At 38.9% G+C, this 23,316-nt stretch carries 21 protein-coding genes and 1 riboswitch; of the genes, 13 read left to right on the forward strand and 8 right to left on the reverse strand.

The annotated features are described in order from the left end of the window. Positions 1-230: 230 nt before the first annotated feature. From metH to Q1B07_RS17720, 3 genes are all read right to left on the reverse strand, one after another. Complete coding sequence (metH, locus tag Q1B07_RS17710) at positions 231-3,653, reverse strand: methionine synthase (protein ID WP_299092684.1); 3,423 nt, start codon at positions 3,651-3,653, stop codon at positions 231-233. Beyond that, entirely contained in the window at positions 3,646-5,499 is a 1,854-nt protein-coding gene (locus Q1B07_RS17715; protein WP_299092682.1) for a bifunctional homocysteine S-methyltransferase/methylenetetrahydrofolate reductase, read from the reverse strand. Before Q1B07_RS17715 ends, metH begins: the two co-directional genes overlap by 8 nt. A gap of 104 nt (positions 5,500-5,603) precedes the next feature. Further along, a riboswitch (SAM riboswitch) is annotated at positions 5,604-5,986 on the reverse strand. 192 nt (positions 5,987-6,178) lie between these two features. After that, positions 6,179-6,670: a YajQ family cyclic di-GMP-binding protein gene (locus tag Q1B07_RS17720; protein ID WP_299092680.1), complete on the reverse strand. Its 492-nt coding sequence runs from the start codon at positions 6,668-6,670 to the stop codon at positions 6,179-6,181. 162 nt (positions 6,671-6,832) lie between these two features. Between Q1B07_RS17720 and Q1B07_RS17725 the strand changes: the two genes are divergently transcribed. Continuing rightward, positions 6,833-7,693 (forward strand): S1-like domain-containing RNA-binding protein, encoded by an 861-nt coding sequence (locus Q1B07_RS17725; RefSeq protein ID WP_299092679.1) that lies wholly within the window; start codon positions 6,833-6,835, stop codon positions 7,691-7,693. 161 nt (positions 7,694-7,854) lie between these two features. Next, positions 7,855-8,040 carry a hypothetical protein gene (locus Q1B07_RS17730; RefSeq protein WP_299833193.1) on the forward strand — a complete coding sequence of 62 codons (186 nt, stop codon included), beginning with the start codon at positions 7,855-7,857 and terminating at the stop codon, positions 8,038-8,040. A 68-nt stretch (positions 8,041-8,108) separates the two neighbouring features. Here Q1B07_RS17730 and Q1B07_RS17735 read toward each other — a convergent pair whose 3' ends face one another. Together Q1B07_RS17735 and Q1B07_RS17740 are read right to left on the reverse strand one after the other, a co-directional pair. Beyond that, positions 8,109-8,240, reverse strand: a complete 132-nt coding sequence (locus Q1B07_RS17735; RefSeq protein ID WP_299092676.1) for a DUF3941 domain-containing protein — start codon at positions 8,238-8,240, stop codon at positions 8,109-8,111. A gap of 60 nt (positions 8,241-8,300) precedes the next feature. Then, a complete protein-coding gene (locus Q1B07_RS17740) occupies positions 8,301-9,158 on the reverse strand; it encodes a DegV family protein (protein WP_299092674.1) in 858 nt (285 codons plus the stop codon). A 236-nt stretch (positions 9,159-9,394) separates the two neighbouring features. On the opposite strand from Q1B07_RS17740, the gene Q1B07_RS17745 reads away from it, so the two are divergent. Then, positions 9,395-10,237 (forward strand): YitT family protein, encoded by an 843-nt coding sequence (locus Q1B07_RS17745; RefSeq protein ID WP_299092673.1) that lies wholly within the window; start codon positions 9,395-9,397, stop codon positions 10,235-10,237. A gap of 13 nt (positions 10,238-10,250) precedes the next feature. Beyond that, positions 10,251-10,724, forward strand: coding sequence for a BsuPI-related putative proteinase inhibitor (locus Q1B07_RS17750; protein WP_299092672.1), 474 nt, complete (start codon positions 10,251-10,253; stop codon positions 10,722-10,724). Between the two features lie 49 nt (positions 10,725-10,773). On the opposite strand, the gene Q1B07_RS17755 is transcribed toward Q1B07_RS17750, so the two are convergent. The 3 genes from Q1B07_RS17755 to Q1B07_RS17765 form a co-directional block, all read right to left on the reverse strand. Further along, positions 10,774-10,968 carry a DUF3813 domain-containing protein gene (locus Q1B07_RS17755; protein WP_299092670.1) on the reverse strand — a complete coding sequence of 65 codons (195 nt, stop codon included), beginning with the start codon at positions 10,966-10,968 and terminating at the stop codon, positions 10,774-10,776. After that, positions 10,969-11,118, reverse strand: a complete 150-nt coding sequence (locus tag Q1B07_RS17760) for a hypothetical protein (RefSeq protein ID WP_299092668.1) — start codon at positions 11,116-11,118, stop codon at positions 10,969-10,971. A 109-nt stretch (positions 11,119-11,227) separates the two neighbouring features. Beyond that, on the reverse strand, positions 11,228-12,040 hold the full coding sequence (locus Q1B07_RS17765; protein WP_299092666.1) for a Cof-type HAD-IIB family hydrolase: 813 nt from the start codon (positions 12,038-12,040) through the stop codon (positions 11,228-11,230). Positions 12,041-12,324: 284 nt separating this feature from the next. On the opposite strand from Q1B07_RS17765, the gene yjfP reads away from it, so the two are divergent. The 9 genes from yjfP (at position 12,325) to argF (ending at position 23,212) form a co-directional block, all read left to right on the forward strand. After that, positions 12,325-13,092, forward strand: a complete 768-nt coding sequence (gene yjfP / locus Q1B07_RS17770; protein WP_299092664.1) for an esterase — start codon at positions 12,325-12,327, stop codon at positions 13,090-13,092. 94 nt (positions 13,093-13,186) lie between these two features. After that, positions 13,187-13,495, forward strand: a complete 309-nt coding sequence (locus Q1B07_RS17775; RefSeq protein WP_299092662.1) for a metal-sulfur cluster assembly factor — start codon at positions 13,187-13,189, stop codon at positions 13,493-13,495. Positions 13,496-13,755: 260 nt separating this feature from the next. Continuing rightward, positions 13,756-14,793 carry an N-acetyl-gamma-glutamyl-phosphate reductase gene (gene argC, locus Q1B07_RS17780; RefSeq protein ID WP_299092661.1) on the forward strand — a complete coding sequence of 346 codons (1,038 nt, stop codon included), beginning with the start codon at positions 13,756-13,758 and terminating at the stop codon, positions 14,791-14,793. A 23-nt stretch (positions 14,794-14,816) separates the two neighbouring features. After that, positions 14,817-16,049: a bifunctional ornithine acetyltransferase/N-acetylglutamate synthase gene (gene argJ / locus Q1B07_RS17785; protein WP_299092660.1), complete on the forward strand. Its 1,233-nt coding sequence runs from the start codon at positions 14,817-14,819 to the stop codon at positions 16,047-16,049. A gap of 10 nt (positions 16,050-16,059) precedes the next feature. Next, positions 16,060-16,839, forward strand: coding sequence for an acetylglutamate kinase (gene argB, locus Q1B07_RS17790; protein WP_299092659.1), 780 nt, complete (start codon positions 16,060-16,062; stop codon positions 16,837-16,839). Then, positions 16,836-17,990, forward strand: a complete 1,155-nt coding sequence (locus Q1B07_RS17795; RefSeq protein WP_299092658.1) for an acetylornithine transaminase — start codon at positions 16,836-16,838, stop codon at positions 17,988-17,990. Before argB ends, Q1B07_RS17795 begins: the two co-directional genes overlap by 4 nt. Positions 17,991-18,118: 128 nt before the next feature. Next, entirely contained in the window at positions 18,119-19,189 is a 1,071-nt protein-coding gene (locus Q1B07_RS17800) for a carbamoyl phosphate synthase small subunit (protein ID WP_299092657.1), read from the forward strand. Continuing rightward, complete coding sequence (locus Q1B07_RS17805; RefSeq protein ID WP_299092656.1) at positions 19,182-22,271, forward strand: carbamoyl phosphate synthase large subunit; 3,090 nt, start codon at positions 19,182-19,184, stop codon at positions 22,269-22,271. Before Q1B07_RS17800 ends, Q1B07_RS17805 begins: the two co-directional genes overlap by 8 nt. Next, positions 22,268-23,212 carry an ornithine carbamoyltransferase gene (gene argF, locus Q1B07_RS17810; RefSeq protein WP_299092654.1) on the forward strand — a complete coding sequence of 315 codons (945 nt, stop codon included), beginning with the start codon at positions 22,268-22,270 and terminating at the stop codon, positions 23,210-23,212. Before Q1B07_RS17805 ends, argF begins: the two co-directional genes overlap by 4 nt. Positions 23,213-23,316 lie beyond the last annotated feature (104 nt).

A 23,316-nucleotide genomic window follows, 5' to 3' on the forward strand; every position in this document is an offset into this window, starting at 1 on the left:
TCCCGTATGGCTAGGAGGTTAAACCTGAATTTTCCATTTAAATGAGGAAGGCTATCATTCCGGGTATGAAGGACAAGAAGGGGAAGAGAGTCAAGGAAAAGTCCCTTCATCAGCTCTTAGTTAGGATGTAAAGAAAAAATCCTTCTTCTCGTATGAGCACAGTTCCTCCGTAATTCGTACCTCAAAAAAAGAGCTCTGAAGCAACAGGCTTCAGGGCTCTTCATCATGAATTACATAACATTAAAATATTTCGCGTCTGGATGTGAAACAACTATCGCTGTAACAGAGGCTTCAGGCTCCATCATAAAGCCTTCTGTTAATTGAATGCCGATATCTTCTGGGCGCAATAGGTTAAAGAGTTTTTCTTGATCCTCTAGGTCCGGACATGCAGGGTAACCGAATGAATATCGTTGTCCCTGGTATTTTGCGGAGAATCGTTGATCCATTGTGAAGTCAGGTGCGTCAGGGAAGCCCCAACGGTCACGAATGAGTTGATGCGTTCTCTCTGCTAATCCTTCAGCAAGCTCCAAGGCAAGGGCTTGAACGGCATGGCTCTTTAGATAATCACCTTGTTCTTTAAAGCCTTGTGCCAGCTCGCGAATTTGGCTTCCAGCTGTAACAGCAAACATTGCAACATAATCAAAACCATCGTCCTGTTTAGGGCGAACATAGTCTGAAATACAACGATATGGCATCTTTTCCTGTCTAGGAAAATCAAATGTTTGCAGTATGGTCGTCGTATCATTTGGATCAAGTATATGCAATTTGTTCCCTTCGCTATAGGATGGGAAAAATTGATAAGCAGCAGCTGGTTTAAACCACTGCTTTTTTGCACCATCCTTCAGCAGCTCCTTAACTAGCTCGAATAGTTCCATCGCTTTTGGATCCTTCTTTTTCACCAATTCCTTGACCTTTCCTTTTAATCCAAGGTGGTGGCCAATTAACATTTGCATGTTCACATACGGGATAATTTGCGTTAGGTCAATATCCTTCAAAATGTGACGCTTCGTATCAACAGGCGTGAAGATTGGTGCTTCGCTTAGGTTTCCGCGTTTTTCAAAGAGCTCGGTAACAGCTTTTGTCGGTGCAGCCTTTGGTTTGGCTTCTTCCGTTACCGCTGCTTCTTTTTCAGCGAATAGCTCTGGTGTCGTTCGTAATTGATTCGCTAACGATAAACCATCCATCGCATCCTTCGCATATACAACAGGCCCCTTATATTGTGGTGCTATTTTCATTTTTGTAAATTTCCTTGAAAGGGCAGCACCGCCGACTAAAATTGGCAGATTGCAATTTGCTTCTTGCAAGTCTTGAGCGGTAATCACCATTTGCTGGGCGGATTTTACTAAAAGACCTGATAATCCAATTAAATCAGGCTTTTCATCCTTTACTGCTTGGATTAGGGTTTGAGGTGTAACCTTAATGCCAAGGTCGATAACCTTATAGCCGTTATTGCTTAAAATAATATCTACAAGGTTTTTTCCGATATCGTGAACATCACCTTTTACGGTTGCAAGAAGTATTTTCCCTTTTCCGCTGTCATCTTTTTTCTCCATATATTGCTCTAAAAAGGACACCGATGCTTTCATGACCTCTGCACTTTGAAGTACTTCGGCAACAATTAATTGATTGTCATTAAATAAGGCACCAACCTCAGCCATTCCGGCCATAAGTGGTCCATTAATGATCGATAGAGGATCAGGATACTTTTTAAGTGCCAATTCTAAATCGGGAATAAGTCCTTCTTTCGTTCCTTCTACGATATAATTGGCAAGCCGTTCTTCTAAATTAAGATTTTGAACAGGCTTTTTGTCCTCTTTTTTCTTGCCGCGATAGAAGTTCGTAAACGTTGCTAATGTTTCATCTGTTGTTTTAAACAATAGATCTTCAGCCATCTGAATTTCCTCTTTAGGAATGGAGGCAAATCGTTCTAGTTTTTCTGTGTTAACAATCGCATAGTCAAGACCTGCTTGTGTACAGTGGTATAAATAAACGGCATTTAATACCTCGCGTCCAACAGGCGGAAGACCGAAGGATACGTTACTAACTCCTAGGATGGTTAAGCATTCCGGCAAGCGTTCCTTAATAAGCTGAATGCCGCGCACCGTTTCATTTGCAGAACCAATATACTGTTCATCACCAGTTCCGACCGGAAATACGAGCGGGTCGAATATTAAATCACTAGCTTTTAAGCCATGTTTTTTAACAAGAAGGTCATGTGAGCGAATCGCCACTTCAAGCTTCTTTTCAGCAGTTAAGGCCATGCCGTCTTCATCAATCGTCCCAACAACTAATGCACCGCCATATTTTTTAACAAGCGGGACAATTGCATCAAACCGTTCTTCTCCATCTTCAAGGTTAATCGAGTTGATAATCGCTTTTCCTTGCGAGTACTTTAAAGCTTGTTCGATTACTTTTTCATCTGTTGAGTCAATCACAAGCGGTGCCTTTACTTTTTTTACAACCTCTTTAATGAATGCTTCCATGTCTTCCATTTCATCGCGATCTGGGTCTGCCAAGCAGATATCGATAACATGTGCTCCATTTTTTACCTGTGCTCTAGCAATCTCTGAAGCTTCTTCAAATTTTTGTTCAGCAATTAATCGTTTGAATTTACGAGAGCCGATGACATTTGTCCGTTCTCCAACAAATAATGGACGCATTCCTTCTTCATAAAGAAGCGCATCAATACCTGACACAGTATGACCGTTTGAAACCTCCTCAATTCTGCGTGGAGGAATAGCAGAAACGGCTTCTGAAATAGCTTTAATGTGCTCAGGTGTTGTACCACAGCAGCCGCCAACAAGATTCAACCAGCCTTGTTCAGCAAAGCCAACAAGCTTTTTCGCAAGTGATTCAGGTGATTCATGGTAGTTGCCTTCTTCATCAGGCAGCCCTGCATTTGGATAGCAGCTTACAGCTGTGCTAGCCAATCCAGAAAGCGTTCGAATATGGTCTGTCATAAATTCAGGACCTGTTGCACAGTTTAGACCAACAGAAATTGGCTTCATATGCTCTAAGGAGATATAAAATGCTTCAATATCTTGACCGGCTAATGTTGTTCCCATCGGTTCAATTGTTCCAGATACCATAAGCGGAAGTTCTTTCCCTGTTTGTTCAAAAGCCTTTTGGATCCCGATAAAACCAGCTTTTACATTTAGCATATCCTGGCTTGTTTCAAGGAGAAGAACATCTGCTCCGCCAATGATTAATCCTCTGGCTTGTTCCTCGTAGTTATCGACCAATGTATCAAAGGTTGTACCACCTGTAACAGATAATGTTTTTGTTGTTGGACCCATTGCACCGGCAACAAATCTCGGTTTCTCGGGTGTTGAGTATTTTTCAGCGGCTTTTTTTGCAAGTTTCGCTGATTCAATATTAAGCTCGAGAGCCAGTGAGCCCAATTCATATTCGTCTAAGACTAAACCGGTAGCACCGAATGTGTTTGTGGAAATAATATCTGAGCCTGCTTCGAGGTAGGCTTCATGGATTTTTTCGATTGTTGTTGGAGCTGTTAATGTTAAATATTCATTACAGCCTTCATATTCTTCCCCGCCAAAATCAGCCGGTGTGAGATTTGCAGCTTGAATCATTGTACCCATTGCACCGTCAAGTACAAGGATTCGTTTCTTTAGTTCATCCCTGATGCTACACATGTGTAATCTTCCTTTCAGCCAGTTGTTTTTCCTTTTCATGGATGTAATTTGTAAGCTCCACTGTAAGGTCGTATTGTAGGAATGGAGTAATTAAATAAATGCCATTGAATAAATCAAATGCTGTATCAATCAAATCCTTGGCAATGGCAAGGCCTTCTTGACGTGCTTTTTCTTTATCCGTTCCTGCAGCAGCCATTTTTTCGCGAATGGAATCTGATAATTTAATGCCCGGAATTTCATTATGAATAAATTCAGCGTTACGACTTGAAGTTAACGGCATGATGCCAATATAGATCGGTGCCTTCAGCTCGCGTGTCGCTTCATAAACATCAATGATTTGCTGATTTGAATATAGCGGCTGTGAGATAAAATAATCTGCACCATGGGCAATTTTCTTTTCAAGCCTTACAACTGCTTTGTCTAAGTGGCGTACATTTGGATTAAAAGCAGCGGCAACTGAGAAATTTGTTTTCGCTCCTAATGGTTTTCCAGAATAAGATACACCCTCATTAAATTGTTTAATTAAACTGATTAAATCAAATGATGATAAATCATAAACAGATGTTGCTCCAGGGAAATCGCCGATTTTCGAAGGGTCCCCGGTTATTGCTAATACGTCTGTTAATCCTAAAGAATGCAAGCCCATTAAATGAGATTGTAGTCCAATTAGGTTGCGGTCACGACATGTAATATGAATTAGCATTCTTCCACCGGTTTTTTCTTTTGCTAGTATTCCAGCAGCCAAATTGCTTATCCGCGGAGAGGCAAGCGAGTTATCCGCAAGGGTTAAGGCATCGATACCAGCATTTTGCAATGCTTGTGCGCCTTCAAGGAATACATTCATCCCAAGCTTTTTCGGAGGATCAAGCTCAACAATGACAGAACGTTTTTGCTTAACCATTTCTTGCAGAGGCGGAAGAGTTTCATTATTTTTTGTAACAATCGTTTCTTGCTGTTGCTTAGGAGCTTTCACCTTTTTTTCAGTAACAGGAGCTAAATGGGAAACTGCCTTAGCCATTGCTTGAATATGCTTTGGGGTTGTACCGCAGCATCCGCCTATTAAACGAACTCCTTGCTCTCTAAACTTTTGTGCACTCTCTCTAAAATAACCTTCATCAGATTCATAGACTAGACGTCCTTCATTAAAGGCAGGCAGGCTGCTGTTTGGAAACACTGATAAATAGGCATGACCCAGAAGCGGTACTTCTTCAAGAGATTGAATCATATGATATGGCCCTAAATGACAGTTTAAGCCAATGACATTTGCACCAAGCTCCTCTAGAAGGGAAAAGGCATTTGTTACGGTTGTTCCATCTTGAAGGACACCCGCTTCATGAAGGGATACATTGGCAATGATCGGTTTGTTTGTTTCCTTTTTTGCGATTTGCAGGACCGTTTTCATTTCTTCTAAATCATAGTAGGTTTCTAATAAAATCCCGTCGACATCCTCATTTAAGAGAATAAAAAGCTGTTCTCTGAAGTTTCGCTTAATTTCTTCTAGAGTATGTGCGCTCTTCTTAAAGGTACGAACACCGCCGATTGTGCCAAAGACATATGTTGAAGGTGCTGCTGCCCGTTTTGCGATTTGTACTGCTTGCTTGTTAATTTGTCTAATGTCATCTTCTAAGCCGTAACGTGAGAGTTTAATATCATTTGCTCCATATGTGTTCGTTTGAATGACATCTGCACCAGCTTGAATATAGGCTTGATGAACACGCAGCACGTCCTCAGGCTTTGAAAGATTTAATTCCTCAAAGCAGCGATCGACACCGTGGGTATAAAGCATTGTTCCCATTGCTCCATCTCCAATTAAAATCTTTTTCTGTAAGTCTTCCAAAAAGCTCATTGAAAAGCCTCCGATCTATTTAATAAAGTGGCGAGGAAATAGATTGAATCGATCTCTAATAAAAAAAGCCTTCTTAAGCAGAAGACTGAATGATTCAAAGCTTCCCCTTATCTTTCAAGCATTTTACATGCTTAGCTGGAATTAGCACCTTGGCACTCGGAAGATCTTAGGAGGGTGAAAAGTTGATTGTTTTGAAAAGTTGAAAGAAATGACCCAATCTTAGTTTTGTTTGTTTTCTTTCAGCACCGGCAAGCTTACGCTTGCCAGCGGCTTGGTTAGCAAGCCTTGTGAAAAATAATAAAAAATGCTTCGAACAAACAAGTGCGTTTTGTTCGATTCATTTTTTATTATTTTTCGGTGCTGAAAGAAAACAACTTAGGGTTATTTTCGAACTTTGAGACAATCACCGAATCCTGAGATCTTCACTCGTTGTTGACCGGTTGCTGAAGCTTCATTGGGCCAGTCCCTCAGCTTCTCTTGATAAGATATGAAATTAACATATTTACTTTAATATCTTGAAAAGTGTTACAACTAATTTATCTAATATTGCGAAAAATATCAATAGTTAAATGATTTTTTATTGAAAAATACAGATGGGAAAAGGTGGAATAGTAGTATTTGTGTTAGAAAAAGGCAGCTCACATGCTGTGATACTGCCATTGTAAAAATCAGTCTTTACTTATCGGTAATTAATAAACTGTACATCAATTGGCAGGTCGGCTCCTTTGATTGCGGCAATGACTTGCTGGAGGTCGTCTCTGCTTTTTCCGGTCACACGGATTTGATCATCCTGGATTTGTGATTTGACTTTTAATCCTGTATTTTTAATGATAGTATTGATTTTTTTCGCGTTTTCTTTGTCAATGCCGGAAACTAGTTCAGCTCTTTGACGAACAGTTCCGCCTGATGCATTCTCGATTTTTTTGTATGAAATGTTTTTTATTGGGACATTTCGCTTGATTAGCTTTGAGATCAAAACATCTTTTAATTGCTCAAGCTTGTACTCATCATCAGAAACTAAAATAAGTTCTTCTTTCTCTAATGTAATATTGCTTTTACTTCTTTTAAAATCATAGCGCGTGGCAATTTCTTTCATAGCAATATTGATTGCATTTGAAACTTCAGGAAATTCGACTTTGGATACAATATCAAATGAACTATCTTTCGCCATATTCATCCTCCATTATGTATATAATATGGTTAGATTATAGTAAAATAAGACAATGATCACAACTTTTTACAATCCAAAACGAGACTTGTGTTCTGTAATGGATATGATTAAGATGAGAGATTAGGTTACGTTTTACTTAAAGATGAAAGGATCGATATAAAGATGATGCCAGGTACTTTTGCAACATTAACAATAGATGAGAAGGTCGACTTTGGTTATTTTTTAACGGATGGAAAAGAGCGTGTACTTTTACATCATAATGAAGTGGTCGGGGAAATTGAAGTAGGTGAAGAGGTTGAGGTCTTTTTCGTATTAGATGCACAGGACCGCTTAGCTGCCACGATGAAAAAGCCGCTTATAACAGAGGATACATATGCTTGGGTAACGGTAGTCGATGTTGTCGAGGAATTCGGGGCATTTGTCGATATTGGCTTAAGCAAGGATGCCCTTGTGGCCAAAGATCATCTCCCTTATTTACGTGAGGTATGGCCAAAGCCAGGTGATAAACTTTACTGTACATTGAAGGTTTCAGGAAATGGCCGCTTTTTTGCACGACTTGCAACTGAGGAGATTGTCGTCCCGCTAAGTAAAAAAGCTGATCGTTCAATATTTAATAAAGAAGTAACAGGCACGGTCTACCGTATGATTGTTGCAGGTTCATTTATTTTAACAGAAGAAGGATATAAAGGGTTTATCCATTCATCACAAAGGACAATTGAACCTCGTTTAGGCGAGACAGTTACGGGACGAGTGATCGATGTGAAAGAGGATGGAACGGTTAATGTTAGCTTACTTCCACGTAAGCATGAAGCGTTAAGCGGTGATGCTGAAAGAATCTATGGATATATGCAGGAAAGAGGCGGTGCCATGCCTTATACAGATAAAAGTGATCCAGACGATATTAAGGAACGATTTGGACTAAGTAAGGGAGCATTTAAACGTGCTTTAGGCCACTTAATGAAACATGGCAGAGTCTATCAGCAGGATGGCTGGACATACTTTAAAGAAAACAACGACCAATAAGGTTGTGACGTGGGTTGAGGCTAAGCGGGGGACCGTTACCAATTGTGGATATAGAAAAGACTTTAATCATAGATCTTGCGATTTTATGTCCTACAAAATATACTATTTTTAAAAGAATGAATAGGTTAAAAGTACCGATATAACAGGTAAAAGGATTTGGTATGGGGATGGAAATAAAGGTTCTGGCAGTCGAAAATGGTGTACATAACGAATTAGTCTTAACTAGGGAACAATATAAAAATTTAAAAGATCAAAACTATTTTTTGCACGGTAATCAGGTTTATCATTATGGCAGGATGGATCTGCAAATGAATTGCCTAACCATTTATGTGAGTCCAGAAAAATAATGCAGGATTAAAAAGAGGATGTCTCAAAACTCCACTGAAGAGTTCAGAGTGAGACATCCTCTTTACTATTATTTATGATCCGTTCTCTTAGAATATTGATGTTCGCCTGCTTGGCGGTTTTTTTCGCGCATCATATTTTTTTCGTGACGTTTCGCATTATTATCTTTTGCCTTTTTGTCGTTGTCACTAGTGTGTGGCATGATAAAGCTCCTTTCAAACGAATGTAGCCTTATCATGCCCATATAAGGAAGAACTATGTATTATAGTTCATCATTTAAGAAGAAGACCGCTAGCGTGCCGGGACCTGCATGTGCACCAACAACTGCTCCAACGTAATTGATATAGATTTCCTTTGGTGAGAATGCTTCTTCAATCATTTCCTTCAATTCATTTGCTGCTTTTTCGTCATCACCATGGCTAATTGCTATTGTTTGATTTTTTAGGTTCACGCCCCGTTCTCTCATGATTTCAATCATCCGCTTGAATACCTTTTTGCGGCCGCGAATTTTTTCAAGCGGAACAAGCTTTCCGTTCTCCACATGAAGCAACGGCTTTATATTTAAAAGACCTCCAACAAAGGCAGATGTTTTGCTGATTCTTCCTCCGCGTGCTAAATATTCTAAATCATCAACTGTAAAGATATGCTCCATTTTTGAACAGTAGCTTGTAACGGCTGTTTCGATTTCGCTTAAAGATTGCCCTTTTTCAGATAACTCTTTTGCATATTTAACAGCAAGACCATGTCCAAGTGAAGCACACTTTGAATCAACAATTGATAAATGGAAGTCAGGATATTCTTCCAGCACCTCATTGCGCATCATCATCGCCGTTTGATATGTGCCAGAAAGCTCTGAGGAAAATGCCACATAAAGGCTTGGAATTCCTTTGGTTGCTAAGCTGGTAAATAGTTCCTTTAAACTAAGCGGGGATGCCTGTGATGTTTTGACAACTGTTCCTTCTCTCATAGCATCATAAAGCTGCTTAGGTTTTATTTCTTTTTGATCTGCGAGCTGTTCTCCATTCATTTCTACACTGAGTGGAAAAAATGAAATGGAATGTTCTTCAAAATAGTTGATCGGTAAATCACACGCACTATCGGCTATGATGTGTACATTCATTCAAACACCTCATTTGAGTAGATTTTTGTTCTCATAATTGTGAAAAAATTTATAGTATGTAAGGTTTCATTTTAATTTTATGCATTTTTGTCGCTTTTATTGTGTTCTTCAAGGCGCTTGCGCTTTTCTTTTTAGTTTATCATGCCCCGCCTAAAATACAATCTTTGTATTCATTTCTTATAAAAATGGGAACAACAAGGGTAAGGCATTTTGAATGCAAGGAGGGAAATTTATTCATGGTAAAAGGTGAAGTCAAAAAAATAATTGTTGTCCTTATTGGAGCATTATTAAATGCAATTGCGTTGAATTTGTTTTTAATTCCGGCAAATGTATATTCAAGCGGTTTTACAGGAGTCTCTCAACTTTTGTCCAGCGTAATTGAGCAATATACTCCTTTTTATCTTTCCACAGGTATTCTATTATTACTATTGAATATTCCGGTTGCCTTTTTAGGGTGGAAAAAGGTAGGGAAATCCTTTACCCTATATAGCTTTTTAAGCGTAGCAGCGACAACTGTATTTTTAGAGTTTATTCCAATTGCATCTTTATCTGAAGACATCATCCTTAATGCTGTGTTTGGGGGTGTCATTCTTGCAATTGGTGTGGGGATTACCTTGAAATTTGGTGCTTCCACTGGTGGACTGGATATTATCGCAATGATTCTTTCCAGAATGAAGGATAAGCCTGTAGGTACTTACTTTTTTATATTAAATGCCATCATTATTTTAACAGCCGGTTTGTTGTATGGGTGGGAAAAAGCCTTATATACCCTTGTGACCCTTTATGTAACAACAAGAGTTATTGATACAATCCATACGAGACATGTTAAGCTTACTGCGATGATTGTAACAAAAAAAGCGGATGAGCTTAAAAAGGCAATCCATGCCAAGTTAGTTAGAGGGATTACCACCCTTCCTGCTAAAGGAGGCTTTACAAACGAACCAAAGGATATGTTAATTATTGTCATAACTCGTTATGAATTGTATGATTTAGAGAGAATTATTAAGCAAGTAGATCCAAATGCGTTTACAAATATTATTCAAACAACAGGAATAATGGGCTTCTTCAGAAAGGATTAATGAGGTGAATGGAATGGGAAGGTCGTTTTTGGCTTTCGGTATGATGCTTTTGTTATTACTAGGCTGTGCAAATGGAAATGAAAATCCTGCAAATACCATTGTTGAAGAAGGGGCGGAAGATGTGGAGAAAAAAGAGCTCGATTTTGAAGTTGACGTAAATCCTTTTTCAGATCAAGTCGAATTTTTGCTGACGATCACAAATCATACAACAGAGACGAAAAAACTTGAATTTTCTACAAGCCAAAAGTATGAAATCATCGTCAGGGATGCAAATCAACAAGAAGTGTATCGTTATTCTCAAGGGAAAATGTTTGCTCAGGTGATGGAGTATGCTCTTATAAAACCGGAAGAGAGCATGAAATGGAATGAAGCATGGAATTTTACAGGTCAAGGGATAAAACCTGGTGAATACGAGGCTGAAATAACTATTTTAGCTCGCAATGAAGAAAAACTTGTTGAAAAAGTATCATTTCAAATACCTGAATAAACCTAAAGGTCTGCTCCTTTCATTTAAGAAGGGTCAGACCTTTAGTGATCTAAATAGAATCAATTGTTTTTTGAAACTCTCGCAATTGGGCTCGTTCTGCGTCTGTGCAATTCATATACGCGGAGGATAACGCATTTTTTGCTTTTAAGATCGCTTCGTATTTATCACCTTGAGCGGCTCCACTTGCAATAGAAGCTGCATGTGCAACAGATTCTCGAGCTTGTTGAAACAATTGGTTGCCCATTTATATCCCTCCAAGGGTATCAATCGCTTTATTTGCATTACGTGCTTCAGCTTCTGATAAAGTTGTATGGTAAGGGAACCTCTCATCGTGCTTAGTAACTGTATCTTTGCCTTGTTGAACAAAACGTCTAGACTTGTTACGGTTACCCATTGATAAAGCCCCCCTTTATAAATGGTGACGTTGATTCAACGTCCATATTATTTTGTACGAAATGAAAGGATATATAAATGGCAAATTGTATCTGCGTTGACACCGCTGTTTAAAGGGATAAAACACCTTTTAAATAATGGGCAATTCCATCCTCTTCATTTGACTTAGTAACATGGTTAGCAATCGCTTTAAGCTCATCTATTGCATTTCCCATAGCCACCCCATGTCCGGCATATTGAATCATTTCAAAGTCATTATCCTCGTCTCCGAAAGCAATAATTCTCTCTGCCGGAATGTCATAATAGGCTGCAATCTTTTGTAAGCCGACCGCTTTATTAATTCCTGCCTTTATGATTTCTATAACATGCCATGGTGCTGCCCATCTTCTATGATCAACAATTTCAGCATGCACATCTGATAAATAGGTTCTAATTTTTTCAACATCCTTTTCATCAGCATGAATAAGGATGCTTGTCACATCATCTCCAAGGCTTTCTCGCAAGTCCCCAATTTTAACCTTAGGATTTCCCATGCTAAAGATATCTAAAAGCTTTTCATCATGATAATGGAAATACACATCATCCACTATTTCAGCGAGCATATTATGTATACGATGCTTTTCTGCTGCCTCAATGATTTCTTTTACAACCTTCAGTTCAAGTGTTGTATGATAGGTTCCCCACTCATCGTTTTGAGGGTGATGGACAAATGCCCCATTAAAATTAACAATCGGGGTTGTAAGTTGTAATTCATCGTAATAAATGGAGCTTGATCGAAAGGGTCTTCCTGTCGCAATACAGACAATATGCCCAGCTGCCATCGCCTTTTGAATGACTTCCTTTGAATTCGGTGAAATCGTCTTATCGTCCTTTAAAAGAGTGCCGTCTAAGTCTAAAGCAATTAAGAAGGGTTTCGTTTCCATACAGTCTCCTTTTTATCTTCGACAGATTTTGTTTTTTCTTTTGCGAAATCAAACTGTTATTGTAAATTGTTTAAGTTTTTGACATCCAGCTCCAGCGCCTAGCCCCTCTAGGGTCTAGTCACTCATGAATTGAAGGTAAAGTACACCTTCTATTCATGAGTGGCTTATTTGCCCGAGGCTGATCAAGGCGCTTGCGCTTTAGTAATAGTGTATCTTTTTTCCAAGTTTCATGTCTACATGTTACAATGAATTAGAGGCAAAATAGTAGGGAGGCGCGTTTTAGCTTGGTAATTATTGAAAAAATGAATGTAGCAGACATTCCACTACTACATATTGTAAATCATTCAGATAAGGATAAAAAAACTCCTTTTGTTATTTTTGTCCATGGCTTTACGAGTGCGAAGGAAAACAATTTGCATTATGCTTATTATTTAGCTGAAAAAGGAGTTAGAGTGGTACTTCCTGAAGCAATATATCATGGTGAACGAAGCAAACAGCATGATACAAAGGAATTAAGCATGAGGTTTTGGAAAATCGTTTTAAATGAAATAAAAGAAATTAACATACTTAAAGAGCATTTTGAGGAATGCGGGTTGATTGACAATCAACGAATTGGGGTAGCGGGTACCTCTATGGGAGGAATTACTACCTTAGGTGCTTTAACTCAATATGATTGGATCAAAGCAGCAGTAAGTCTTATGGGCAGCCCTTGTTTTACATTTCTTTTAAAGGACCAGTTAGCGACTTTAGAGAAAAACGGAGTGGAATTGCCTTTATCAAAGGAAGAAATTGCAGAACAGCTTTCGCTTTTAGAACCATATGATTTAAGCCTTCATAAAGAAAAGCTGCAAAACCGGCCATTATTATTTTGGCATGGGGAACGAGATCAAGTTGTTCCATTTGCGCCTACCTTTCAATTTTACAAGGATATCATTCCGATGTATGAAAAAACACCTGAAAATTTAAAGTTTATTGCCGATCCGTTAGCAGATCATAAGGTTTCTCGCGAAGGGGTTTTAGCGTTGGTGGAATGGTTTGACCGTTATTTGTAGTTTCATCAAATCAGGATTCAAGAGGCATTTACCTTTTAATTATAAGGTTTCTTTACTATACTTGATGTACGATCTTAAGAGAGGAGCGGTAAACATGGATGAAGCATTAAAGGAAAATATACTTGGAGCACTTGAAACAGTTGTCGATCCGGAGCTAGGTGTTGATATCGTCAATCTTGGACTTGTATACGACGTTGATATGGATGAACAAGGGAAAACAGAGGTTACGATGACCTTGACATCAATGGGCTGTCCTTTGGCAGGCACGATTGTTGAGCAAGTGAAAAATGCTCTTTATGATATCCCGGAAGTAAAGGAAGTTGAAGTCAATATCGTTTGGAGTCCTCCATGGACAAAGGATAAAATGTCCAGAATTGCAAAAATTGCTTTAGGCATTCAATAAGATAATAAAAAACATCAGTGGAAACATACTTCACTGGTGTTTTTTATTTAAATTCGAATAGAATGATCTTCTTTTATGCAAATCAATGCATATATATAAATTGGCATACAGAGAGAAAAAATTGTTCTTTATCCTATCTTTAAAGGATTTTTTTGAAAAATTCATAAAAATATTTTTTATACGCTTGATTTTATTTTTATACATATTTATAATGAGAAATAATTTAGAAGATATCGAACTTAACAAGAGAAGGTGATTTGGTGAAAGTCGGAATTGTCGGGGCTACCGGTTATGGTGGAGTCGAACTATATCGTATCTTGTCTAATCATCCATATGTAGAGGAGTGTATATTATATTCATCCTCTGAAATGGATGTTCCATATATTCATTCGTTTCCGCATTTAACGGATTTAAGCAGCCATATACTAAATAATATTGACGTGGATGAAATAAAAAACAACGTAAAGGTTTTATTTCTTGCGACCCCGCCAGGTGTATCCAGAACCTTATCACCGCAATTTATTGGATCAGATGTAAAGATCATCGATTTGTCTGGGGACTTAAGGTTAAAAAATAAGAGCGAATATGAAAAGTGGTATAAACGTGAATGTGTAGCTGAAGATGTTCTAGAGAAAGCTGTATACGGTCTTTCCGAATTAAATAAAGCGGACATAACAAAGGCTGATTTACTCGCAAATCCAGGATGTTTTCCAACTGCAACGATATTAGGTCTAGCACCAGTTGTCCGGGAAAAACGAATTCATGAGCAGTCCATTATAGTTGATGCAAAAACAGGCGTTTCAGGTGCAGGACGTAATGCATCACAAGCAACTCATTTTTCTGAAGTAAACGAAAATGTAAAGATCTATAAAGTTCATGAGCATCAGCATGTACCGGAAATTGAACAAGCGCTTCACGCATTAAATGACGCGGTTTCTTATATTTCCTTTAGCACACACTTAATTCCGATGACACGCGGAATTATGTCAACGATTTATGCTAGTTTAACAGATACGCATACGACGGAAAAATTACTAGATTTATATAAAGAATTTTATGCGGACTCTCCTTTTGTCCGCATTCGGAAGCAAAACGAGTTTCCATCAACAAAAGAAGTTTACGGTTCAAACTTTTGCGATATAGGTATAAAAATAGATGAGCGTACCAACCGAGTTACGATTGTATCGGTCATTGATAATTTAATGAAGGGTGCGGCAGGTCAGGCGGTACAAAACTTCAATCTTATGAACGGATTTGACGAAACAACCGGATTATTCCATGCACCAATTTATCCATAATGACAACCAGGGAGGAAAAAGCAGTGTTACAAACAGAGGAAACCCCTTGCTATACAAAAATTGAAGATGGATCTGTCGTTACACCGAAAGGATTTTCAGCCGATGGTGTTCACGCGGGATTAAGATATTCTAAAAATGATATAGGCGTTATTTATAGTGAAGTTCCTGCTAATTGTGCGGCAGTTTATACTCAAAGTCACTTTCAGGCAGCACCATTAAAGGTAACACAAGAAAGTATTGCAAAGGAAGGTCTCCTGCAAGCCATTATCGTGAACAGTGCGAATGCCAATGCATGTACAGGTGAACAAGGTCTTCAAGATGCATACGAGATGAGAGACCGAACAGCGAAGTTGTTTCAGATTGAAAATCACTATGTAGCTGTTGCTTCAACGGGTGTTATCGGCGAATTTTTAAAAATGGATAAAATTCGCCAAGGGATCGACCAATTAAAGCCAGAGGCGACAAAGGAAGCGGCTGTTGAATTCCAACAAGCGATTCTTACAACAGATTTAGTCATGAAAACATCATGCTATGAGGTGATGATTGACGGGAAAAAGGTGACGATCGGCGGAGCTGCAAAGGGTTCGGGCATGATTCACCCAAACATGGCGACAATGCTTGCCTTTGTGACAACTGATGCGAATATCGATTCAGCATCTTTGCAAGGTGCCTTAAAAGAAATTACTGATAAAACATATAACCAAATTACAGTGGACGGCGATACTTCAACAAATGACATGGTGCTTGTACTCGCAAATGGTCAAGCAGGAAATGAGCAATTAAATGAAAACCATCCGCAGTGGAATGATTTTAAAGCTGCCTTTCAAATGGTTAGTGAAGAGCTTGCCAAACAGATTGCCAAAGATGGCGAAGGGGCAACAAAGCTGATTGAGGTTGAAGTGACAGGAGCGAAAACGAAGCAGGAAGCAAATCTTGTTGCGAAGAAAATCGTTGGCTCAAGCTTGGTAAAAACAGCTGTGTATGGTGCTGATGCAAACTGGGGAAGAATTATTTGCGCAGTCGGCTATAGTGAAGCAGCAGTCGAGCCGGAAAACATCGATATTTATCTAGGTGATCTTTGCTTATTTACAAATAATAGCCCACAACTCTTTTCAGAGGAAGAAGCAAGTGATTACTTAAAAAAGGATCAAGTGAAAATTTCAGTTAACCTGGGCGTTGGAGAGGAAGCGGGCAAAGCTTGGGGCTGTGATTTAACCTATGATTACGTGAAAATAAACGCAAGTTACAGAACATAAGGAGATCAAAATGTCAAAAACAGTCGTATTAAAATGTGGCGGAAGCACAGTAAACCAATTGTCAGAATCATTTTTTCAAAGTTTACATGCATTAGTTGAGAACAACTGGAAGGTCATGATTGTCCATGGCGGCGGACCAGATATCACAAATATGCTGAAAGCTTTAAATATTGAGACAGAGTTCGTAGGCGGGCAACGTAAAACAACAGAAGCTGTTTTGGAAGTTGCTGAAATGGTTTTAGCAGGCAAGATTAATAAACAGCTGACAAACCTGTTACAACAAAAAGAACTTAAAGCAATTGGAATATCAGGTAGTGATGGGAGGACTTTACAAGCTGATTATTTAAATAAAGAAACATTAGGCTTAGTTGGTAAAGTGAGAACTGTCGATACCTCCATTGTTTCATTGCTAATGGAAAATGGGTATATACCTGTGATGGCGCCACTTGCACGTACTGTGACAAATGAGACTCTAAATGTCAATGCAGACTTAGCTGCAGCAGCAATTGCCCATGCTATAGGAGCTGAAAAGTTTTTATTCGTAACAGATGTACCTGGAATTTTGGACGGAGAGAAGCAGTTGATTGATAAAATTACGCCATCTGAAATCGAAACACTGATTAACAACGAAGTCATTACTGGCGGCATGATCCCAAAGGTGCAATCTGCTGTTGCAACCTTATCAGATGTATGTAAAGAGGTCATGATTGTCAGTGGACAGCAAGCATTTATCGAGGATGACCAATTTAAGGGAACTAAAATTGTAAACGAGAAGGAGGTTTTGTCATGAGTTATTTATTTCCAACCTATGCAAGATGGAATGTTACCGTAAAAGAAGCAAAAGGCACATGGGTTACTGATGAAAATGGCACTAAATATTTAGATTTTGTCTCAGGGATTGCTGTATGTAATTTAGGTCATGCAAATGAGGAAATTATCCAGGCTGTTCATGATCAGCTCGCAAAATACTGGCATACGTCCAATATGTTTCATCAGCCGATTCAAGAGGATGTTGCGAAGGTTCTCGTTGAGAATAGTGATGGAGATGCTGTTTTCTTTTGTAATAGTGGTGCAGAAGCAAACGAAGCTGCGATAAAACTTGCCAGAAAGCATACAGGCAAATCGAAAATCGTGACGTTCCTTCAATCCTTCCATGGCCGAACATTTGCAACGATGTCTGCAACAGGTCAGGAAAAAATTCAGCAAGGCTTTGGACCGCTTCTTCAAACATTTACCTATTTTCCTTACAATGATGCAGCTGCACTAGAGGAGTTAGAGGATGATGTGGCAGCCATTATGCTTGAGGTTGTTCAGGGAGAAGGCGGAGTTATCCCAGCACAACAGGAATTTATTGGAAAAGTTACGGAAACATGCAAGCGTATTGGTGCTTTACTCATCATCGATGAAATCCAAACAGGAATTGGCCGAACAGGCAAGGCTTTTGGCTACCAACATTACGGGATTTCCCCTGATATCATAACATCTGCTAAGGGGTTGGGAAATGGATTGCCTGTTGGAGCCATGATTGGTAAAGCATCGCTTATCGAAGCCTTTCAAGCAGGGAGCCATGGTTCCACTTTTGGCGGAAATCCAATTGCAATGGCAGCAGCAAAGGCAACTCTAGCAAAAATTTTCAATGATGATTTTCTAAAAGAAGTGAATGAAAAAAGTGACTATCTAGTGAATAAGCTGAATAGAATAATAGGAAATCATCCACTTGTAAAAGAAATACGTGGAAAAGGGCTATTAATTGGGATAGAATGTAAGAAACAGGCTGGAGCTATGATTGATCAGTTAAGAGAACAGCATTTGCTCGTCATTGCTGCAGGTCCAAATGTCATCCGTCTGATCCCGCCTTTAACCGTTTCATATGAAGAAATTGATAAGGCAATTGAAATCATTGATAAAGCTTTTTCTCAGCAAACAGCTATCGCTCATTAACTTGAGCATTTTTTTTACAGGTGATTGAATAAAAATACTTAGTGTTTAATAAATATCCAAATAGGTTTACATCTATGAGGAGCATACGTTTAGAAGGATCATTTAAGACAAACGAGAGGTGCAAACAGATGAAAGGATATCTCCATTTAGAAGATGGTTCAGTATATACCGGTGAGCTGGAACATGGTTCTTCTCAGGATATAAACGGAGAAATTGTATTTTTTACAGGGATGACAGGGTATCAGGAAGTGTTAACAGACCCTTCTTATAAAAATCAAATTGTGGTCTTTACGTATCCGCTAATTGGAAACTACGGGATAAACATCAGTGATGATGAAAGTAAACAACCGCAGGTAAAAGCAGTGGTCATGTATGAATGTACAGACAATTATTCTCACTTTGAAGCAAAGTATAGTTTCAAGGAATATTTGCAAAAGTGGAATATTCCAATCATTCATCACATTGATACACGGGCGATTGTGAAAAAGATCCGCAACCACGGTTCAATGGCTGCAACAATTTCTCAGGTGCAAAACAAAGAAAGCAAGCCTTGTGAAATCTACGAAGATGGTGTGTTTGAAGTAGCGTCAACACAGATGCAAACCTATGGAAATGGTGAAAAGCATATTGCATTAATTGATTTTGGCTATAAAAAATCGATCCTTACTTCATTGCTTAATAGAGGCTGTAAGGTAACAACCGTTCCATTTAAAATGATGGATCAAGTCACAAAATTAAAGCCAGATGGTGTCCTATTATCAAATGGACCAGGGGACCCGGAGCAGCTTTCAAACTATTTTTCACAAATTAAAGAAGTTGTTTCTGCATACCCAACTCTCGGAATTTGTTTGGGCCATCAATTGATCGCTCTTTCTTTTGGGGCAAAAACAAAAAAACTATTGTTCGGTCATAGAGGGGCAAACCAGCCGGTTTATGATACGAAAACGAAAAAAGTATTTATCACCTCACAAAATCACAGCTATGTTGTGGTCGGTGAGAGTTTAAAAGACACAAATTTAACAAAGCGTTTTTATCATATTAATGATGATTCAATCGAAGGATTATCGCATTCTACATTACCAATTTTAACAGCACAATTTCATCCAGAAGCACATCCAGGACCTTCGGATAGTGAATGGATTTTTGATGAATTTTTAGATTTAGTCGCTGCAGCAAAAGGAGAAATACTTTATGTCTAAAAACAAATCAATTAAAAAAATCGTTGTCATTGGTTCTGGGCCAATTGTTATTGGCCAGGCGGCAGAATTTGATTATGCCGGAACACAGGGCTGCTTAGCCTTAAAAGAAGAAGGCTATACAGTTGTTTTAGTTAACAACAATCCTGCAACCATTATGACAGATGAAGAATTTTCAGATGTTCTATACTTTGAACCTTTAACGGTTGAAAGTGTTACAAAGATAATTGAAAAAGAAAGACCTGATGGCTTACTTGCATCATTAGGCGGCCAAACAGGACTTAACTTAGCGATGGAGCTTCATGAAGCAGGAGTGCTGGAAAAATACGGAGTCAAACTGCTCGGTACCTCGATTGAATCGATTCGCAAAGGGGAAGACCGAAACGAGTTCCGCCAGTTAATGTATGATTTAAATGAACCAATACCAGAAAGCTCAATTGTGACTACATTAGAGGAAGCTTTGGAATTTTCCAATAAAATTGGATTTCCGATCATCATTCGCCCAGCCTACACATTAGGCGGTAAAGGCGGCGGGATCGCTAATAATCCCGAGGAATTCAAAAAATTAGTAAAAAGCGGCTTGCAGGCAAGTCCGATTACCCAATGTTTAATCGAGAAAAGTATTGCAGGCTTTAAAGAAGTTGAATATGAGATGATCCGTGATTATAAGGGAACATGTATTTCTGTATGTAACATGGAAAACATTGATCCAGTTGGTGTGCATACAGGGGATTCGATTGTTGTTGCACCATCTCAAACCTTGACTGATCAAGATTATCATATGCTCAGAACGGCTGCAGTAAAAATCGTTTCAGCTCTTGGTGTGGTCGGTGGATGTAACATTCAATTAGCTTTGGACACTAAAAGCAAGCAATACTATGTTATTGAAGTTAATCCACGGGTCAGCAGGTCTTCTGCTCTAGCATCAAAAGCTACAGGCTATCCGATTGCGAAAATTGCTGCAAAGCTGGCAGTTGGCTATACATTGGATGAATTGAAAAATCCATTAACAATGAGTACGTATGCGAGCTTTGAGCCGGCACTTGACTATGTTGTCGTAAAATTCCCAAGATGGCCGTTTGATAAATTCAATAAAGCTGATCGCAAGCTTGGTACGAAAATGAAAGCAACCGGTGAAGTAATGGCGATTGAGCGCAATTTAGAGGCTGCGCTGCAAAAGGCTTGTGATTCTCTTGAGCTAGATAATATTGGGACACATTTACCAGAGTTCAAGGACTTATCAATCGATGAACTTACAGCGGTAATGAATAAAACAGATGACCGCAGATTCTTTGCTGTAATGGAATTGATTAGAAAAGGAATGGCGATTGAAGAAATACATGCAATGACTGAAATGGATCTATATTTCTTGTCTTGCTTTAAAAAGATTGTCGACCTTGAGCAGCAATTGAAACAGCAAACGATTGCTACGTTAGATGCTGATTTAATAACTAAAGTAAAAGAAAAAGGCTTTTCTGATCGAACAATCGCATCTTTGATTCAAGCACCTGAAGCAAAGGTAAGAGCGCTTCGACTAGAGAGTGGAGTAACCGCTGCTTATAAATATGTAGATACATGTGCTGCTGAATTTGAAGCTCGTACAAACTATTTTTATTCTACTTACTTTGGGGAAAATGAACAGCCTTCCCTGTCAGATAAGAAACGAATTTTAATTATCGGCTCTGGTCCGATTCGAATCGGTCAAGGGATTGAATTTGACTATAGTGCAGTTCACGGAATCAAAGCTTTAAGGCAGTTAGGCTATGAAGCAATCATGATCAACAATAACCCTGAAACCGTTAGTACCGATTTTGAAACGGCAGACCGCTTATATTTTGAACCGATCACCCTTGAGCATGTTTTAAATATTGTTGAATCTGAACAAATCGATTCAGTCATTGTTCAATACGGTGGTCAAACAGCGATCAATCTTGCAGAGCAACTAGAAGCAGCAGGTGTGAAATTACTCGGAACAGATACTGAAACACTTGACTGGCTTGAAGACCGTGATAAGTTCTATCAATTATTAGATGAGCTTTCTATTCCACATGCTGCAGGCTTAACGGCAAACAATGCCGAGGAAGCGATCAAAGGTGCAAGTGAAATCGGCTATCCGATTCTGTTAAGACCATCTTATGTAATCGGTGGTAAAGGAATGGTCGTTGTTCATAATGAAGAAACATTAACAAAAATGCTTGCTGAAAGTACAACGATGATCTATCCTGTTTTAATCGATCAGTTTGTTCAAGGGGTTGAAGGTGAAATTGACCTTATTTCAGATGGGAAAGAAGCGTTTATCCCAACCTATATTGAACATGTTGAGCCTGCAGGTGTTCACTCAGGTGATAGCTTAGCGATTCTTCCTTCACAGAGCTTCACAGAACAACATAAGCAGGTCATTGCTGGGTATGCAAATGCACTTGTGAAAAAATTGAATTACCGTGGGATCATGAATATTCAATTTTTGGTGAAGGATGAGCAAATTTATGTGCTTGAGGTAAATCCTCGTGCAAGCCGAACAGCACCAATTATCAGTAAGGTGACAAGTATCCCGATTATTAAGCATGCTACGTATTTATTATGTGGAAAAACATTAAGTGAGCTTGCGATTAAGCCTTCAGAAATAAACGATTGGGTTGCTGTTAAATATCCAGTATTCTCAAGCCACGCCCTTCATGATGTCGATCTGACACTTGGACCGGAAATGAAGGCAACGGGAGAAGGCATGTGTGTCGGTCAAAATGTAGAAAAAGTCTATCGAAAGATTTTTTATAAAGATTTGCAACAAGTAACAAGTGTTTATTTTGATACAATAAATGAGGAAGCAATTGAAGCGACTAAGAAAGCTGGTCTTCAGGCGATTACAAGTGATTATGCTGCATGGGTTGAAGGGGAGAAAGGAATTTTTGTTTCATTAGATGATAGTGAAGCGGCAAAATTAGACCGACAAGCTGCTTTAGAAAAAGGAATGATCCTATTTACAAACCTTTCAACGTATTATGCAAGCATACAAGCACTTACTGCGGACGATGAACATGTATTATCGATTCAGGAGCTAACCAAAAAGGAAGTGGTTAAACAATGAGCAATGTAAATTTAAAAGAAAAAACAGCAGTTGGCAAAAGAGATTTTCTGACCCTGCTTGACTATAGCAAAGAAGAGATTCTTCATCTTATTGACGAGGCATTTAAATTAGAAGAAAATCCCCTGCAGCCGGTTTTAGCGGGCAAGACACTTGCTATGATTTTTGAAAAATCATCAACGCGGACACGTGTATCGTTTGAGACAGGCATGCTTCAATTAGGAGGCCATGCCCTGTTTTTAAGCAGCCAGGACCTTCAATTAGGCAGAGGGGAACCTGTATCTGATACAGCAAAGGTTTTATCAGGGTATGTTGATGCGATTATGATTCGTACGTTTGGTCATGATAAAATTGAAGAGCTTGCAAAGCATGCGAGCATTCCGGTTATTAACGGATTAACAGATTTATTCCACCCATGTCAAGCCCTTGCTGATTTAAAAACAATCTATCGTTTAAAAGGTCAGTTTGCTGGTGTGAAAACAGCGTATTTAGGTGACGGAAACAATGTGGCACACTCATTAATGATTGCCGCAGCAAAGGTTGGCATGGACTTTTCATTAGGATGTCCTAAAGGCTATGAACCAAATCAAGAGATTGTTGAAAAAGCACAAAAAATTGCTGAGGAAACTGGAGCGAAAATTGTGATTACAAATGATCCAGTCGAAGCGGTTCAAGATGCGGACATCGTATACACAGATGTATGGGCAAGCATGGGTCAGGAAAGTGAACAACAAGAGCGTTTAATCGCATTTAAAGATTTCCAGGTAAATGATGAACTTGTGAAGCATGCAAAAGAAGATTACCATTTCCTTCACTGCCTGCCAGCACATCGCGAAGAGGAAGTTACAGCATCCATCATTGATGGTGAGCATTCAGCCGTATTTGAGCAAGCAGAAAATCGTCTGCATGTTCAAAAGGCGTTGTTGAAGGAATTGCTTGCTTAATAATAAAGAGAAAAGAAGGCGTGTAATCATAATTACGCCTTCTTTTTTTGTTATAACAGAAAATCCAATTTTCTACAGAACAGGAAATAAGTAGCGCCCTAATG

Origin of the sequence: uncultured Metabacillus sp. (assembly GCF_947503125.1) — a bacterium.
In the GTDB taxonomy this organism is placed as follows: Bacteria; Bacillota; Bacilli; order Bacillales; family Bacillaceae; genus Metabacillus.